This is a genomic window from Mycobacterium sp. AMU20-3851 (assembly GCF_043974665.1).
In the GTDB taxonomy this organism is placed as follows: domain Bacteria; phylum Actinomycetota; class Actinomycetes; order Mycobacteriales; family Mycobacteriaceae; genus Mycobacterium.
Window position 1 is genome coordinate 4,979,670 of record NZ_CP146371.1, and the last position, 14,952, is coordinate 4,994,621.

At 68.5% G+C, this 14,952-nt stretch carries 14 protein-coding genes; 5 read left to right on the forward strand and 9 right to left on the reverse strand.

Annotation, left to right across the window (positions count from 1 at the left end; translation table 11 throughout):
• The first annotated feature begins 24 nt into the window (after window positions 1–24).
• Window positions 25–927 (forward strand): oxygenase MpaB family protein, encoded by a 903-nt coding sequence (locus tag V4U86_RS23775; protein WP_395308318.1) that lies wholly within the window; start codon window positions 25–27, stop codon window positions 925–927.
• Here the strand turns inward: V4U86_RS23775 and V4U86_RS23780 are convergent.
• The 3 genes from V4U86_RS23780 to V4U86_RS23790 are packed head-to-tail and all read right to left on the reverse strand — an operon-like array spanning window position 924 to window position 5,109.
• The gene (locus tag V4U86_RS23780) at window positions 924–2,267 is read right to left on the reverse strand and encodes a hypothetical protein (protein ID WP_395308319.1); all 1,344 of its coding nucleotides are present in this window, start codon (window positions 2,265–2,267) and stop codon (window positions 924–926) included. The two genes, V4U86_RS23775 and V4U86_RS23780, sit on opposite strands and share 4 nt — an antisense overlap.
• Window positions 2,264–4,006, reverse strand: coding sequence for a hypothetical protein (locus tag V4U86_RS23785; protein WP_395308320.1), 1,743 nt, complete (start codon window positions 4,004–4,006; stop codon window positions 2,264–2,266). Before V4U86_RS23785 ends, V4U86_RS23780 begins: the two co-directional genes overlap by 4 nt.
• Window positions 4,003–5,109 (reverse strand): DUF2235 domain-containing protein, encoded by a 1,107-nt coding sequence (locus V4U86_RS23790; protein WP_395308321.1) that lies wholly within the window; start codon window positions 5,107–5,109, stop codon window positions 4,003–4,005. Before V4U86_RS23790 ends, V4U86_RS23785 begins: the two co-directional genes overlap by 4 nt.
• A 188-nt stretch (window positions 5,110–5,297) precedes the next feature.
• On the opposite strand from V4U86_RS23790, the gene V4U86_RS23795 reads away from it, so the two are divergent.
• Window positions 5,298–6,926: a C39 family peptidase gene (locus V4U86_RS23795; RefSeq protein ID WP_395308322.1), complete on the forward strand. Its 1,629-nt coding sequence runs from the start codon at window positions 5,298–5,300 to the stop codon at window positions 6,924–6,926.
• The gene (locus tag V4U86_RS23800) at window positions 6,923–7,909 is read left to right on the forward strand and encodes a hypothetical protein (protein WP_395308323.1); all 987 of its coding nucleotides are present in this window, start codon (window positions 6,923–6,925) and stop codon (window positions 7,907–7,909) included. The genes V4U86_RS23795 and V4U86_RS23800 overlap by 4 nt, the downstream gene beginning before the upstream one ends.
• Window positions 7,910–7,916: 7 nt before the next feature.
• Here V4U86_RS23800 and V4U86_RS23805 read toward each other — a convergent pair whose 3' ends face one another.
• From V4U86_RS23805 to V4U86_RS23815, 3 genes are all read right to left on the reverse strand, one after another.
• Window positions 7,917–8,198 carry a pyrimidine/purine nucleoside phosphorylase gene (locus V4U86_RS23805; RefSeq protein ID WP_395308324.1) on the reverse strand — a complete coding sequence of 94 codons (282 nt, stop codon included), beginning with the start codon at window positions 8,196–8,198 and terminating at the stop codon, window positions 7,917–7,919.
• A 42-nt stretch (window positions 8,199–8,240) separates the two neighbouring features.
• Entirely contained in the window at window positions 8,241–9,200 is a 960-nt protein-coding gene (locus V4U86_RS23810; RefSeq protein ID WP_395308325.1) for a CobW family GTP-binding protein, read from the reverse strand.
• A gap of 80 nt (window positions 9,201–9,280) precedes the next feature.
• A complete protein-coding gene (locus tag V4U86_RS23815; protein ID WP_395308326.1) occupies window positions 9,281–9,970 on the reverse strand; it encodes a demethylmenaquinone methyltransferase in 690 nt (229 codons plus the stop codon).
• A 98-nt stretch (window positions 9,971–10,068) separates the two neighbouring features.
• On the opposite strand from V4U86_RS23815, the gene V4U86_RS23820 reads away from it, so the two are divergent.
• Window positions 10,069–10,893, forward strand: coding sequence for an SDR family oxidoreductase (locus tag V4U86_RS23820; RefSeq protein WP_395308327.1), 825 nt, complete (start codon window positions 10,069–10,071; stop codon window positions 10,891–10,893).
• A 31-nt stretch (window positions 10,894–10,924) separates the two neighbouring features.
• Here V4U86_RS23820 and V4U86_RS23825 read toward each other — a convergent pair whose 3' ends face one another.
• Window positions 10,925–12,514 carry an MFS transporter gene (locus V4U86_RS23825; protein ID WP_395308328.1) on the reverse strand — a complete coding sequence of 530 codons (1,590 nt, stop codon included), beginning with the start codon at window positions 12,512–12,514 and terminating at the stop codon, window positions 10,925–10,927.
• A gap of 72 nt (window positions 12,515–12,586) precedes the next feature.
• Entirely contained in the window at window positions 12,587–13,729 is a 1,143-nt protein-coding gene (locus tag V4U86_RS23830; protein ID WP_395308329.1) for a glycosyltransferase family 4 protein, read from the reverse strand.
• 96 nt (window positions 13,730–13,825) lie between these two features.
• Here V4U86_RS23830 and V4U86_RS23835 point away from each other — a divergent pair, with 96 nt between their 5' ends.
• Window positions 13,826–14,488, forward strand: coding sequence for a DsbA family protein (locus V4U86_RS23835; protein ID WP_395312187.1), 663 nt, complete (start codon window positions 13,826–13,828; stop codon window positions 14,486–14,488).
• On the opposite strand, the gene V4U86_RS23840 is transcribed toward V4U86_RS23835, so the two are convergent.
• Window positions 14,446–14,946: a DUF3592 domain-containing protein gene (locus V4U86_RS23840; RefSeq protein WP_395308330.1), complete on the reverse strand. Its 501-nt coding sequence runs from the start codon at window positions 14,944–14,946 to the stop codon at window positions 14,446–14,448. The two genes, V4U86_RS23835 and V4U86_RS23840, sit on opposite strands and share 43 nt — an antisense overlap.
• Window positions 14,947–14,952 lie beyond the last annotated feature (6 nt).

Below are 14,952 nucleotides of genomic sequence, written 5' to 3' on the forward strand. Positions count from 1 at the left end.
GACAAGTTCGGGAGGAGGGGCGCCATGCCCGCGGGCTACCTCGATTTCGGGTCGCCACCGCGTCTCACCACCGCCGACACCCGGATCACCATCGAGCAGCGCACGCCGCGCTGGCACCGGGGCGACGTGGCGATCCAGGACGCGCTGGACTTCTGGTCCTTCGCCGGGGCGGCGGCCAACGTGATCATGCAGCTGGCCTGGCCCGAGGTCGGCTATGGCGTCGCCGAGAGCCGGGTGAAATCCGGCAGCCTGATGGAACACCCGTGGAAGCGCGCCCGCACCACCACGCAGTATCTGGCGGTGGCCATCCTCGGCACCGATGACGAGCGTCGCGCGTTCCGTGAAGCGGTCGACGGTGCGCACCGTCAGGTGCAGACCACCGACGCCAGCCCGGTGCGCTACAACGCCTTCGACCGGGAGCTGCAACTGTGGGTGGCAGCCTGCCTGTTCGTCGGGTTCGAGGACACCTTCCAGTTGTTGCACGGCGCGATGACCGACGAGCAGGCCGAACAGTTCTACCGCTCGGCGCAGCCGTTGGGCACCACCCTGCAGGTCACCGCGGACCAATGGCCGTCAACCCGAGCCGATTTCGACGTCTACTGGAACACCGCGTGCCAGCGGGTGGCCATCGACGACCACATCCGCGAATACCTGATGCGCATGGTGGATCTGAAGATCGTCCGCTGGCCGCTGCGGGTGACCTTCGGCCCGCTGCTGAAGTTCCTCACCATCGGGTCACTGGCGCCGGTGTTCCGCGACGCGATGGGCTTGAGCTTCTCCGCCGCCGATCAGCGTCGGTTCGAGAACCTGTTCGTGTTCGTGTCGTTCGTCAACCGGTTCCTGCCGCGGTTCATCCGGCACGGCGGCAGCCAGGTGATGATGGGCGATGTCCGCCGCCGGATCAGGCGCAAGAAGGACCTCATCTAATCGCATCGGACGGGTACCGCGATGTCGGTCCACCACGGGCTCTTCTGGATCTCGGTGCTGTACAGGGTCGACTCCGCTTTCAGGGCCCGCACCAGTGTTTGTCGCGGCACCTCGGTGTTGTCCTCCCGGCTGCCGTGCTTGCCGTCCAAGGTCGACAGCAGGGTGATCAGTCTCCGGTTGGCGGTGGAGTCCGACTCCCCCCGGTGCAGGAACTGATTCCACATCGTCTTGGGTGTGGCGTTGAGGCTGCCGTGGTGCCCGACCTTGTAGATGTTCGTGCGGGTCAGCTCCTCGCGCAGCCGGTCGGCCTCCAAGCCGTTGGCATGGAACAGAATCCAGCTCCAATTCTCGATCTGGGCATCGCCCGGGAAGATCAGCAGGGAGTCACCGATCCGGATCTGCAGGATCACGCTGGTGTTGTTGAGGGACGAATCCATGGTCCGCAGCAGCGAGAGCATGTTGTCGGCGTGCGCGCGGTCGATGCGCGGGGTCAACCACCTGGCCGCCTGCGGCACCCGGGTCATCGTCGAGGCGAACAGCGGCCGGAGGTCTTCGCACGTCGCGTCGCCGCCCCGGGCGGCGCGGCCCCAGTTCGACGCGAGATGCCAGAACTGCTCGTTCATCTGGGCCTGCCGGGCCAGAGACGGCGCCTCGGCCAGCGTCGGCGGGCCGAGGACCTTGATCGTCACCCCGGGCAGCAGACGCTGATCGCTCAGGTCGTCTCCGTACTTGACGTACATCCCGGTGCCGGCCTCGGCCAGGTCCTGTAGACACCGCACCGCTCGCTCATTGGCGATGTTCTTCTCGCCGAGGAAGCGCAACCGCTCACCCACGCCGTCGGGAAAGCGTTGCAGCCGATCCAGTTTGATCGCCTCGGTTCGAACCCCGGCCGCGAAGGACTGCATGTTGTCGATCGTGGAGACCAGCCGTTTGTGCCCGACCGGGGCGGTCGCGTCGGAGGGCAGCCGGGGGTTCTCGGTCCACGGCGCAACGACCTTACGAGGCCCCAGATCCCGGATGATCGCGGCGGCTCGGGCGCGGCCGAACCCACTGATGTGGTCGGCGTGGCGGTGGGTGGCCACCACCATCTGCAGCCGCCCGTCGGTGATGGACGGGTCGGGGTTCTCGGTCCGGTTACACACCACCTTGCGGATATCCTCGGCCACCCGGTCCAGGTGGTTCTTCGGGAAATCCCCCGGCAGTTCGGTTGACCCGAAATCGATCAGGATGGCGCGCCGGATGCCGTCGTCGTAATCCATCCACAGCAGTACGCAGTCCCCGAAGCCGACGTTGTAGGCCCGGATACCCGCCCGTCTGACCGACTTCTGGCTGCGCGTCATCTCCACTCCTCCATCGCACTGCGCGCCCGCCGGTCGAGTTCGGCGGTGGCGTCGAGGTCACGGTCGGTGTTGCGGTCCCGATGACGTACTGCCAACGACACCGCGGCGCTGCCGGAACCGGTGAACTGCCCGCTGCAGTACATGAACCGGATCCGGTCGTTCCACCGTTTGCAGCGCCGCCGCCGTTCCGCCTCGGGGGTCCGGTCGACAGCCAGCGGACTGGGTAGCTTGTCGGAGATCTCGTATTTCAGGTCGCCGTACTCGTCGAGGACCAGTGTCGACCCGCCCCGCAGTTCGATGGGCGTGTCCGAGGGCAACGACTTCAGCTCCCGAAGTCCGTAGGCGGGCAACTCGCTGGCCGGGATCTTCAGGTACTGGGTGCACTCGACGACGGTCTCGCGAACCTGGAAGCCGTCCTCGGGCGCCACTCGCACGCAAGGCCGGATACTTTTGATCTGGGTGAACGCGTGCGGATTCAGATGCAGTTTGGTGCGGTTGTTCCAGACGTGGCGGAACATCTCGGTGTCGTCGGTCTGCAACGACGAGAAGTGGACCCCGTTGTGCGCCAGTCCTTCCGCTTCCCCGGGGCTGAGCCAGCAGCCGTCCTTGCCGCGGGAGGCGCCGGTGATGCCGAAGCCGGCCATCTGCTCCCGCAGGGTCGAGCGCAGCCTGTACCGATTGTCGTCGGCCCGCACCTCCCGGTCGGCGGTCAGCATCGCGCTCAGGAAGTGGTCGAAGGTGATATGGATCGGAGGGGTGTAGTCGATCGCCCGGATGCACATGGTCAGCAGCACATCGGCGATGTCGGCGCCCTGTTCGGCCACGATGCCACGCTCGATGGCCACGTTCTCCCCCGGGAAGAGCCGGTTCATCCGGTCATGCCAGGCGTGCAGGAAGGTCCGCATCACGGCACCGACCAGGATCTCACCGCGCCGGTGTACTTCCAGAAATGTGTCCTCCTGCAACAGGTCCGGGCTCGGAACGATCTTCACCGACCTGCGCAGCGCATCCACCCGGGCGACGTTCTCGCCGAGCCCGAACAGGTCGGTCTCGGCCAGCCGGGCGACGCACAGCGCCGATTTCGGCACCCGGTCGCGGTCACCGTCCGGGTCGATCAGGTACTCGACGGCCTCGGGCAGGGAGAACACCGACAACAGCGCCACGATGTCGGCGAAGGCCTCGTGAAACGCCGCCTGATCCGCCGAGGACGGTGAGATGAAACTGCCGCGCAGCCCGTCCAGCAGCGCATGGGTGGTCTCGTGCGCGACGACGTCGTGGGACAGACACAGGTAGGTGTTCTCGGCTCCGGTCTCCCCGCGCACGTAGCCGAACAACAACGCCTCGGACTCGGGCGAGTAGAACGCATTCGCGTCCTCGAACGCGTGCGGTACCGCCTTGAGTTGGTGCCCGCGGATACCCCAGCGCACCCGCCTGCCCAACGCCGATTCGAACCGCACCAACGTCCGGATGACGATCGCGTACACGTTCCAGGCGTGGAACACCGGGTCGGCGAGGATCTCGTCGCGTTTCTTCAGCTGCGGCGGGCCCTTGCGGACGGACGCGGGCCGGTACATCCGGCGGGCGGACGCGTCGTAGTCGACGACATACAGCGAGCAGCCCATCGGGCCGTCCTCGAGGTCTTCACGCGGAATCTTGACCTCCGCGGTGACCACCTGCCCGTTACGTTCGACGCTCGGGTCCTGCGCGACGATGGTGACGGTGCAGTGCCGCGCGTTCATGGCACCCCCACCGCGGCGGGCCGATCACCGGGGACGCCCGTCCAGGCGCCCCGGTCCAGAAAGGTCACCGACTCGGGAAGGCACCGTCGATACGCGTCGTCGGCATCGCAGCGGATCCCGACGCTGCCGTGCATGACGGCGTCCGCGGGCACCGCCCGCCGGCTGCCGATCGGTGCGGCGCCGGCGAGCCGGCCGCCCCAGCTCATCCGGCTGATCGGCACGCGGGCGTCGGATTCGACGAGGGTGTACCGCCGGGCGTACTCGTCGTCGCGGATGTGCAGTCCCGCGTCGACGGCCCCGTCCAGCACCCAGCGCATCGAGATATCGCCCAGCTCGGGGTTGTCCGGGAATCCGCCCCCGATATCGGAATGGATACCGGCGAACCAGACCTCCTCCATCTGCGGGTACGCCTGGCCTGCTGGCGGAAACGTCAGCAGGTAGGGCTGATACGGCCGGCGACGTTCGTCGATCGACACCGCGTGGCGGACGGTCTGAACGTTCGCCAGCCGGCGCGTCCACGGCCATTTGAAGTCGGGTCCGATGAAGCTGGTGGCCTTCACCGTGTCGAACACTCCCAGATAGCGAACGGGGCAGGACACCGTGGCGCCCGGGGTCTGCAGTGCCAACGCACCGGCGAACCGGTTGATCCGGTCCCAGCCTTCCGCGCCGGACAGGTCCGCGTCCCGCGGATTCCGGGCATACACGCGAATGGCGTACGGCACCAGATTCTCCGAACCCGGCCGCAGCAACCCCACCGTCCGTAACAGGCCGCACAACGCCCGCGCCGTGTAGGCGCCGCGGCTGAACCCGAAGACGAAGATCTGGTCCCCGGGTTCCCAGGTCCGCATCAGATAGGTGTAGGCCTCGGCGATGTTCTGCCGGATGCCGCGCCCCAGGGCCAGTCCTGCGAGGACCGAAACCCGCTTGGCCACACCGCTCCAGGCGCCCGGCGCCGGCAGCGTTCCGACGCCGGGGTCGTAGTACACGCGCTGGCGATCGGGATCCTGCAGGTCCAGCAGTTCGACGATCTTGAAGACGTTGGTGACGGCCTTGGCCTTGACCTCGTTGGAGGTGCCGTCGAGACATATCACGATGTTCTTCATCGAAACTCCTCCGCGGATGGGTACCGACACCGCCACGGTAGGAGCGCCGAGGGCCACCGACCTGGGTAGCCGGGTACTCGAATTCGAGCGTGGCACAGAGCGGATAAACGAGTACCCGGCTACGCACATCACCGACCGCCGGCGGCGTCACGATCGCCAGTGATGCCAGAGACGACCAGGGAGTGGTGATGAGCGAGAAGATTCTGCCGTACGACCGGACCATCGTCGTGCAGGAGACACCGTTCTGGTGCGGGCCTGCCTCGACGCAGGTGGTGCTGAACTCCCGGGGGATCCGGGAAGCCGAGGGTGACCTGGCCCGCGCGATCGGCACCACCACAGCAGGAACCGATTTCATCGGGCTCATCGAGCGGGTACTCGACAAAAAGATCCCCGACGCCCGGTACACGTCGGTGAACATGCCCAACGATCCGCCGACCGCCGCGCAGCGCGACAAACTGTGGTCCGACATCGTCGACTCGATCAACAGCGGGTTCGGCGCGGTGATGAACTGGGTGGCGCCGCCGTCGAACTACCCGCGTGGCGTCAAGGGCAGCGCCTCCCCGAAGTACCGGGGCGGCACCGTCTTCCACTACGTCGCGTGCATGGGGTACGACGACACCCCCGGCGGCCGTGCGCTGTGGATCGCCGACAGCGGGTTCGACCCGTTCAATTACTGGATCAGCTTCGACCAGGCTGCCACCTTGATCCCGCCCAAGGGATACTGCTACGCCGACGTCGACGTGAACCCGTTGGCTCCGGATTCACCGAGCGATCAGACCGCCGAGATCCTGATGCGCGCGATGGGCGGCAGCGTGTCCTTCGACCGGTACCGTGCACTGCTGCCCGCCGTGTCCCGGGCTTTGCAGGAGAGTGACTGCACCAGTGAGGGTCGAATCGCCATGTGGCTGGCGCAGATCGGGCACGAATCCGGCGGGCTGAAGTACATGGAGGAGATCGCCGACGGTAGCGCCTACGAGGGGCGCAGGGACCTCGGCAACCTCCAACACGACGACGGGCGCCGCTTCAAGGGCCGCGGCCCGATCCAGGTGACCGGCCGGCACAACTACACCCAGGTGTCGCAGTGGGCGCACAGCCGTGGGCTGGTGCCGTCACCGACCTTCTTCGTCGACTCCCCAGAATTGCTCGGCAACGACGAGTTCGGTTTCCTGGGCGCGGTCTGGTACTGGACGGTGGCGCGCCCCGACATCAACGCCCAGGCCGACGCCGACGACCTGGAGGGCGTGACCCGCAGGATCAACGGCGGGGTGAACGGTCTGGAGGACCGCATGCTGCGCTGGAACCGCTGCCGTGCCATGGGTTCCGAACTCAAAGCCCTGCTCACACCCACCACTCAGACAGGAGATATCGCCATGACCGATGCACAGGAGATTCGCAACGCCACCACGGGCACCGCGGCGAACGGTTGGCCGTTCGAGTGGCGCTTCGCATACTCGCGTCACCCGCGGGCGTTCAATCAGATCGTCGACGACCCCGAACGCGGACCGTGGAACCGCAGGCAGCCGGATGGCACCGAGCACGCCGGACACACCGACGCCTTCGAGCAGATCGTGCCGATCAACGAGCAGATCGCCTGGCGGCACGTGTTTTCCGACGGTGTCGAACGTGATTCCGGTGACGTGCTGCTGGAGTTGATGGAGTTCGCGATCCAGTGGCGCTCCGCCAATGGCCTGCCGCCCAGTGCGTTCGTCGAGAGCGAGGTGCGCACCAACGGCAACGGGAACGGCAGGCCGATCCCCCGTAAACGCCCCGCAGCCAAGGCCGCGAAGAAGGCGCCCGCGAAACGTGTACCGCAATGACCGATTTCGGCGACCTGCTCGCCGATATCGGTGGGGTGCGCCGGGTACGTCACGCCTGGCTGACGTTCTCGGGAACCTGGGCGCCACCGGGCACCGGATACAGCTCCTGGGTGGTGCAGAACGCCGACCCCGACCTCGTCTTCGAGGTACCGGCGCAGGCGCCGTGGTCGTTCGGGCCGGTCTCCAGCCCCGACCCGAACGCGCCCAGCTACCGGCAGAGTGTGGCCATCGGCAAGCAGTGGGCCATCGACTGGATCGACGCGCACCCACATCAGACCTTCGGGCTCGGCGGGTACAGCCAGGGCGCCCAGTGCGCGGGCGAGGTGTATCTGGAGTTGCTGCCCGGTGGGGTGCTTGAGCACCGATTCCCGGACTTCGTCGGCGGTTTCAGCTTCGGCGACCCGATGCGGCCGGAGGCGGTGACCGGCGGCGGCACACCCGATCCCGGGGGTGCGGGCATCAGCCCGGCGCGCATCACGGTGCCCGATCCGCGCTGGCATTACGCGGCCAACGGGCCGGCCAACGGCGCGCCGGGTATCGACCTGTACACGGCCACCCCGCTCAACGGGGCCGGCAAGATCATCCGGACCTTCTATTCGATGGGGGTGGACATCGGTCTGGCCCCGACACCGCTGCCGATGGTCCAGTCGATCGCCCGCGGTGTGGTGCAACTGCTGGTCGACCTGCTCGGGCCGCTGGGCGGATTGGGCGGACTGGCGGCGCTGGGTCCGTCCGCCGGGTTGGCGGGTCAGCTGCTGAACAACCCCGCAGTCGCGGTGCTGCCCCCGGGCGCCGCTCACGGCGCCACGGTGGTGGACATCATCGAGGCGGCCGTGCTGGCGCTGCAGTTCATCGCCACCCGGACCGGACCGCACGTCAGCTATGACACCACCGACGCGGTGCCCGGCGTCAACCACATCGCCCACACCGTGCGCCACGTCAACGCCCTGTGCGCCGGGGTGGGGGCCCGGGTCGCCGCCTAGTCCGGCGTCAGCGGTACTCGCACAGGTAGGCGGTCTCGACCTCGGTGCGGACCTTGAACTTGCTGTCCGCGGGCACCGTGAATTGTGTTCCGGCGGCGAAGGTCTCCCAATCGTCGCGACCGGGCAGCAGGACCGTCAGCGCGCCGGACACCACGGTCATGATCTCCAGCTGGGAGGTGCCGAACTCGTACTCGCCGACGGCCATCACCCCGGCCGTCGCCGGCCCGTCCGCAGTGGTGAAGGCGATCGACGCGACGGCACCGTCGAAATACTCGTTGACCTTGAACACTGCGACTCCTCGTGGATCGGGCGAGCGGCCAGGATACTCCGGTCACACGATGTACTTGTGCACGGCCAGCATGGCGTTCTCGTCGGCGGGCTCGCGGGTGCAGTCCTGCAGCGCGGACAACACCGCGTCCTCGTCGAGGCCGGTGCCGATGAGCACCAGCGTGCTGCCCCGCCCCGCGGCACCGCGTTTGTCGAACCGCAGCGAGCTTCCGACCAGCTGCACGCCGTAGCGGCCGGCCGCCCCGAAATCGACGAAGCCCTTCGCCCGGTACAGCCCGGCCGGGCGGTCCTGCAGAAAGGCCAGGAACCGGCGTGGATTCACCGGCGCCTCGGCGCTGAACTGCACACTCTGATAGGCCGGGTGTGCGTGGTCGTGATGGTCGGAGTCCTCGCGCAGCAGCTCGTCCAGCGACAACTGGGTGGGCCCCTGCGGCGGCCGGCGCACCGGCGGATCGATCAACAATGTCGGGTCGACCCGCGCAAAATCGGTGTGCACCAACGGAACCACCGGATTCTGTGCGCGCACCCGGGCCGCCACCGCGTCCGGATCGGCGGCTGCACCGACCTTGTTGAGCACCACCAGATCCGCCACCCGCACCCCGTGCCCCAGGTCGGCGGGCTGGGCGGCGTCGACGACGAGCACCAGCCCGGCGTAGTGGAACCGGTCGTCGCCCGCGGTCGCGATGGTGCGGGCCAGCACCGGCGGTTCGGCGACGCCGCTGGCCTCGACCACGATCAGGTCCAGGGCCGGCCGCACCGCGGCCAGCCGGCCCAGCATCTCGGCGGCCTCGGACGCGTCGGTGGCGCAGCAGATGCACCCGTTGGACAGCGAAGCCATCGCGTCGACCTGCCCGGCGACGAACATGGCGTCGATATTGACCGCGCCGAAGTCGTTGACCAGAGCCCCGATTCGCACACCGCGGCTGTTGCGCAGCAGATGGTTGAGCAGCGTCGTCTTACCGGCACCGAGGAAACCGGCGAGCGCCAGGACCGGCGTACTCATGTCTCGTCTCCGCTTCGCTCCGCTCCTCGCTCGTGCCTCGCTGCGATGCTCACTCAGCTTCGTCCTCGGGTCACCGCGACTCAGAGCGGTTTCACCGCGGCATGCAGCGCGACGATCCCGCCGGTCAGATTGCGCCAGCGCACCGCTTCCCAGCCGGCTTCGCGGATCCGCTCTGCCAGCTGCACCTGCGTCGGCCAGGCCCGGATCGACTCGGCCAGATACACATAGGCGTCGGGATTGCTCGACACCGCACGCGCCATCATCGGCAGCGCGCCCATCAGGTACTCCTTGTACGCGGTGGCGAAGAGTCCGTTGGTCGGGGTGGAGAACTCGCACACCACCAGCCGCCCGCCGGGGCGGGTCACCCGCGCCATCTCCTGCAGGCCCGCGACGTGGTCGACCACATTGCGCAACCCGAAGCTGATGGTCACCGCATCGAACGAGCCGTCGGCGAACGGCAGCCGGGTGGCGTCGGCGCCGACCTTGGGCACATCGCGGCTCGCACCCGCGGCCAGCATCCCGACGGAGAAGTCCGCGGCCACGCACCAGGCCCCCGAGGTGGCCAGCTCGACGGTGGACACCGCCGTCCCGGCGGCCAGATCCAGCACCCGGTCCCCCGGGCCGATCTGCAGCGCCGACCGGGTCTCGCGACGCCAGTACCGGTCCTGTCCCAGGGACATCACGGTGTTGGTGATGTCGTACCGGCGGGCCACGCCATCGAACATCGATGCGACCTCGTGCGGGTCCTTCTCCAGCGACGCCCTACTCATCGGATTAAAACTACCTGTGAGTCCCGACCTTCCGGGAATGGGGATTCCGTGATGACGTTGGAACCGCCTGAGAAGACGGCATCACGAGGAGAGACGTTATGGCTGAAAAAGTCTGGTTCATCACCGGGGCATCCCGGGGTTTCGGACGGGAATGGACGATCGCCGCCCTGGAGCGCGGCGACAAGGTGGCCGCCACCGCGCGGGACACCGCGACGCTGGCGGACCTGGCCACCAAGTACGGCGATGCGCTGTTGCCGCTGCACCTCGACGTCAACGACCGGGAGGCCGACTTCGCGGCGGTCCGGACCGCCCATGAGCACTTCGGCCGGCTCGACGTGGTCGTCAACAACGCCGGGTACGGGCAGTTCGGTTTCATCGAGGAACTGTCCGAGGCGCAGGCGCGCGACCAGATCGAGACGAACGTGTTCGGCGCGCTGTGGGTGACCCAGGCCGCGCTGCCGTTCCTGCGGGCCCAGCGCAGCGGGCACATCATCCAGGTGTCCTCGATCGGCGGGATCACCGCTTTCCAGAACGTCGGGATCTACCACGCCTCGAAGTGGGCCCTGGAGGGCTTCTCGCAGGCGCTCGCCCAGGAGGTCGCCGGCTTCGGCATCCACGTCACACTGATCGAACCGGGTGGCTTCGACACCGACTGGGCGGGGTCCTCGGCCCGGCACGCCACCCAGTTGCCGGAGTATGCCGAGGCGCACAGGCAGGCTCAGGAGGCCCGCGCCAAGCGCACCGCGAAGTCCGGTGATCCCCAGGCATCGGCCGCCGCGGTGCTCAAGATCGTCGACGCCGAGCAGCCGCCGCTGCGGGTGTTCTTCGGTGAGTTGCCGCTGCAGCTGGCCGAGGCCGACTATGCGCAGCGGCTGGCGACGTGGCGGGAGTGGCAGCCGGTGTCCATCGAGGCGCAGGGCTGATTTTCCTCCGCGGGGGTCGGGCCAGGTCGGGTCAGTCACGCACCGCGAGGTAGTGCTCTGACACCGGCACCCCGTCGGTGTATTGCTCGACGGCCTGCTCGACGAGCAGATCGTGGCCGGTGAGCCGGGTGTGGTGCTGGTGCATGTGCTCCCCCCAGGAGCGCACCACGAAGGTCTCCACGAACGTCGACTCGTGTTCGACGCTGCGGAACAGCCGCCACTGGGCCGCCCCGGTGCGCTGCCGGGACCGGCCCAGCACCTCCATCGCGGCGAGGAAGTTGTGCTCGTTCTCCGGACTGACCCGGTACGCGGTGATCACCAGGACGGGGCCGTCCAGCGGTGCCGGGTCGAACACCAGGTTCGGTTCGGGCCAGTGCGTGGACGGGGTCAGGTCGATGTCCCCGGTGCGCGCATGCAGGGGCCACCACAGCGAGGACAGCCCGCACACCACCAGCAGGCCGGCGCTGATGAGCAGGCTGGTGACGCTGGTGGAGGCCGCGGCGACCAGGCCCCACACCAGCGAGCCCACCGCCTGCCCGCCCATGAAGACCAGTTGATACACCGACAGGCCGCGGGCCCGCACCCAGGACGGCAGGCTCAGCTGCATGGAGGCGTTCAGCGTGGACAGCGACAGCAGCCAGGACGCCCCGCCCACCAGCAGGGCCACCACCGCGGCGGCGAAGTTCGGCACCAGCGCCAGCACCGTGGTGGCCGCTGCGAAACCCGCCGCGCCGGTGGTCAGGAGCGCGTTCTGGCCGAAGCGCGACCGCAGCCGCGACAGCAGGAACGCGCCCAGCACCGCACCCGCGCCGAGAGCGCCCAGCAGTACGCCGTACCCGGCAGACGAGAGGCCGAGTTGCCTGCTGGCGATCACCGGGAGCAGCCCCCACAGGGCGCTGCCGGGGGCGATGAACAAGGCAGCGCGCAGCAGGATCCGCCGCACGATCGGCGAACTGCGGATGAACCGGCCACCCGCACTCAGCGCCGCCAGCGCCCGCTCCGGCGGTTCACTGCGTTCGACCGCGACCGGCCGCCACACCACGAGCACGATCACGATTCCGCCGAAGGACACCGCGTTGAGCGCGAAGACCAACGTGGGGCCGGACAGGGATACCAGCACGCCGGCGATGGCGGGGCCGATGGCCCGGGCCAGGTTGACGCTCATGCTCCCCAGCGCCGCGGCCGCCGGAATCTGCTGAGCGGGAACAAGATCAGGCTGGATGGCCTGCCAGGCAGGGGCCACCAGTGCCTGACCGCAGCCGATCATGAACAACAACATCAGCAGGACCGTCGGTGTGGTCAGCCCGGCGCCGGTCAGGCAGGCCAGCAGTCCCACACCGGCGGCCATCGCTGCCTGCGTGGCGATGAGCAGCCGGCGGCGGTCGATCAGGTCGGCCAGCACCCCCGAGGGCAACGCCAGCAGCATCACCGGCAGGGTGGTCGCGGTCTGCACCAGCGGGACCAGCACGTCGGCCCGCGGGTCGCCGACCAGCATCCACTGCGCGCCGACGGTCTGCATCCAGGTGCCGAAGTTGGAGACCAGCTGCGCGATCCACAGCGCGCGGTAGATCGGTGATCGCAGCGGCGCCCACGTCGACGGGGACTGGGTGGAGTTGCTCACCGACCAATTGTCGGTGGAGCGGGCGGCCGGCGTGGCGGGTTTATTGCCGCGGAGCGACCGCAGACTGTCCGCCTACCCGGCGTGTCGGCGTACAGACGCGGGCGCCCGCCGGGATTGGACGGCCTCGTAGTGGCCGATCAGCTCATCGCAGACCGCCGGCCAGGTCCGGGTGAGCACGCTGCGCCGGGCCGCGGCCGAGTAACGCGGCCGCTCGGCGAGCAGATGCTCGACCGCGCCGGGCAACCGGGACTCGAACTCGCCGACGCCCAGCAGCAGGCCGGTGTGCATCGGGGTGATCAGGTCGCGTGGGCCACCGGCGTCGGGCGCGATGACCGGCAGACCGGAGGCCATCGCCTCCTGCACTGCCTGGCAGAACGTCTCGTGTTCACCGGGATGCACGAAGACGTCCATGCTGGCGTAGGCCGCCGCCAGCGCCGCACCGCGCAGTTCACCGGTGAAAACCGCTGTCGGCATCTTGGATTCGAGTTTGGCGCGGTCTATGCCGTCGCCGACGACGACCAGCTGCAGGTCCGGGCGTGCGGCCAGCGCGGCCAGCCGCTCGACGTGCTTCTCCGGTGCCAGCCGGCCGACGAAGCCGACGATCGGCCTACCGCCGGGCGACCAGCGGGCACGCAACGCGGCATCTCGGGCCGAGGGCACGAAACCCGTGATGTCGACCCCGCGACCCCACTTGTGCAACCGGGGAACACCATGGGCAGCAAGGTTTTCCATGGCCGAGGTGGACGGCGCCAAGGTCCGGTCGGCCTTGCTGTGCAGCCGGCGGGTCCACGCCCAGGATGCCCGGGACAGCACGCCGACGCCGTAGCTCTCGGCGAAGCCGGCCACATCGGTCTGGAACACCGCGACCGACGGCACCCCCAGATGCCGGGCGGCGTGCACACCACCCCAGCCCAGCAGGGCCGGGGACGCCAGGTGCACCACGTCGGGATCGAAACCGCGCAGCACGCCGACCATCCGGGGGCGCGGCACACCCAGCGGCAGCGAGGTCACGGTGGGAAACATGTGTGCCGGCACGCGGTGCACCCGGACACCGTCGTGGACGCGGTCGGCGGGCGGTTGGCCCCGCGGGGTGTCCGGCGCGATGACGAGCACCTCGTGGCCGGTGCGACGGAGATGCTCGATCACCCGCAGTACCGAGTTGGTGACGCCGTTGACATTCGGGAGGAAGGATTCGGCAACGATCGCAACGCGCACACCAGCACTGTCTCAGCGCCGGGTGGCGGCACGGTTGCGCGCGGGCATCGGGCGTGCGAACACCTCGACGACGGTACGGTGGGCCACGTGCATCGAATGTTGGCCTTGCTCACCGGTTTGACGCTGCTGGCCGGTGTGGGCTGCAGCCGCCAGATCGAAGGCAGCGCGCAATCGGACCCCGACAAGCCGTTGACGCAGGTGAGCGAGGACGGTTACGGGGTGGTCGCCGGGTTCGCCGACGCGCCGGTGCAGATCGAGATCTTCGCCGAGCCGCAGTGCTCACACTGCGCGGACCTGCAGCGCGACGCCGGCGACTCCATCCGGCATTACCTTGCGACGGGTCAACTCGCGGTGACCTACCGGCCGATGACGTTCCTGGAGACCGCCGATTACCACTACTCCGAGCGGGTCAGCAATGCGCTGTTCGTGGTGGCCCAGGATGACCGCACCCCGGCTGTCGCATTCCAGCGCTTCGTCGAGGAACTGTGGGCAGACCAGGATCCGTCCGGCAAGGGCCCGACCGACGACGAGATGGCCGAGAAGGCCCGCACCGCCGGGGTCCCGGAGGAACTGGCGCAGCGTATCGCCGACGGTGAGGGCGCGGTGGACGCAGCCGAGATGGACGAGATGAACTACGAATACCTGTATCTGATCGATCCGCTGAACACCGGTACACCCACGGTCTACGACCTGATGAACGATCGTAAGGTCGACATCTACGACAAGGACTGGCTGGACAAACTGGTCGCCTCGACCTGATCCGCGGCGACCGGCTCGGCGATCCGCCGGGCGATCACCGCGACCACCAGCAGCGCCACGCCGGCGATCAGCCAGCCCAGCACCGCGATCGACAACGCCGGGATGATGGCCAACGCCGCGTTGCGGTCCCGCACGCGCACCAGATCGGGGTCGGTGCGGTCGTATTCGACGTAGATCCGCATGCCGGTGTCGAGTTCGGACGGGTAGAGCACCCCGAGTTCGGGCCGGTAGGTGATCCGGTCGGGGGTGACGAACTCGATCGTCGAACGGCGCGGGCCGGCGTCGAGCACCTCGGCGGCAGCCACCGCCATGTTGCGTTCGATCCGCCGGTCGTTCTCCCAGGCACCGATGACCAGCAGCACCGACTGAAAGGTGACCAGGGCGGCACCGAGGATGATGCCCACCCGCACCCGCCGGATGACGCGCTGCGCCCGGGTTTCGGTGCCGTCGCCGAACATCCGCGG

What these genes read in the sequence shown, in the direction of transcription:
- V4U86_RS23775 (WP_395308318.1), top strand. Translation starts at nt 25, where the DNA reads ATGCCCGCGGGCTACCTCGATTTCGGGTCGCCACCGCGTCTCACCACC.
- V4U86_RS23780 (WP_395308319.1), bottom strand. Translation starts at nt 2,267, where the DNA reads ATGACGCGCAGCCAGAAGTCGGTCAGACGGGCGGGTATCCGGGCCTAC.
- V4U86_RS23785 (WP_395308320.1), bottom strand. Translation starts at nt 4,006, where the DNA reads ATGAACGCGCGGCACTGCACCGTCACCATCGTCGCGCAGGACCCGAGC.
- V4U86_RS23790 (WP_395308321.1), bottom strand. Translation starts at nt 5,109, where the DNA reads ATGAAGAACATCGTGATATGTCTCGACGGCACCTCCAACGAGGTCAAG.
- V4U86_RS23795 (WP_395308322.1), top strand. Translation starts at nt 5,298, where the DNA reads ATGAGCGAGAAGATTCTGCCGTACGACCGGACCATCGTCGTGCAGGAG.
- V4U86_RS23800 (WP_395308323.1), top strand. Translation starts at nt 6,923, where the DNA reads ATGACCGATTTCGGCGACCTGCTCGCCGATATCGGTGGGGTGCGCCGG.
- V4U86_RS23810 (WP_395308325.1), bottom strand. Translation starts at nt 9,200, where the DNA reads ATGAGTACGCCGGTCCTGGCGCTCGCCGGTTTCCTCGGTGCCGGTAAG.
- V4U86_RS23815 (WP_395308326.1), bottom strand. Translation starts at nt 9,970, where the DNA reads ATGAGTAGGGCGTCGCTGGAGAAGGACCCGCACGAGGTCGCATCGATG.
- V4U86_RS23820 (WP_395308327.1), top strand. Translation starts at nt 10,069, where the DNA reads ATGGCTGAAAAAGTCTGGTTCATCACCGGGGCATCCCGGGGTTTCGGA.
- V4U86_RS23835 (WP_395312187.1), top strand. Translation starts at nt 13,826, where the DNA reads ATGTTGGCCTTGCTCACCGGTTTGACGCTGCTGGCCGGTGTGGGCTGC.
- V4U86_RS23840 (WP_395308330.1), bottom strand. Translation starts at nt 14,946, where the DNA reads ATGTTCGGCGACGGCACCGAAACCCGGGCGCAGCGCGTCATCCGGCGG.